Below are 391 nucleotides of genomic sequence, written 5' to 3'. Positions count from 1 at the left end.
AGCCCGCCTGGGCTGGAACGCGGGTCCGGCGCGCCTCGTGGACTCGCCGCCAGTCAAGCCCTTCGAGTAGCGCCGAGAGCTGTGCGGCCGTCAGCCGCATCATGCCGTCATGCACTTTCGGCCAGCGGAACTCTCCATCCTCCAGACGCTTGGCATAGGCAGACGCCGGTGCCGTCCCAGAAGATCAGCTTGATCCGGTCAGTCCGCTTCGCCCGGAAGACGTAGACGGCCCCGCTGAACGGATCGGCCCCCATCGTCTCTCGCACCAGCGCCGCCAATCCCTCCGCGCCCTTGCGGAAGTCAACCGGCTTCGTCGCCACCATGACCTTGACCGCTCCCGTCGGCCCGATCACGACGTCGCCTTCAGCGCGCGGATCACTGCGGCCACCGT

At 68.0% G+C, this 391-nt stretch carries 1 pseudogene; it reads right to left on the bottom strand.

Going from position 1 to position 391, the window contains the following annotated elements:
* Window positions 1-353 (bottom strand): annotated as a pseudogene (gene tnpB, locus E5X34_RS32690) (IS66 family insertion sequence element accessory protein TnpB); the annotation flags it as partial.
* Between the last annotated feature and the right edge of the window lie 38 nt (window positions 354-391).

Source organism: Mesorhizobium sp. (assembly GCF_004963255.1).
Classification (GTDB): domain Bacteria; phylum Pseudomonadota; class Alphaproteobacteria; order Rhizobiales; family Rhizobiaceae; genus Mesorhizobium.
Note: the sequence above shows the minus strand (reverse complement) of the source record. Positions and strands in the feature narration are given on the sequence as shown.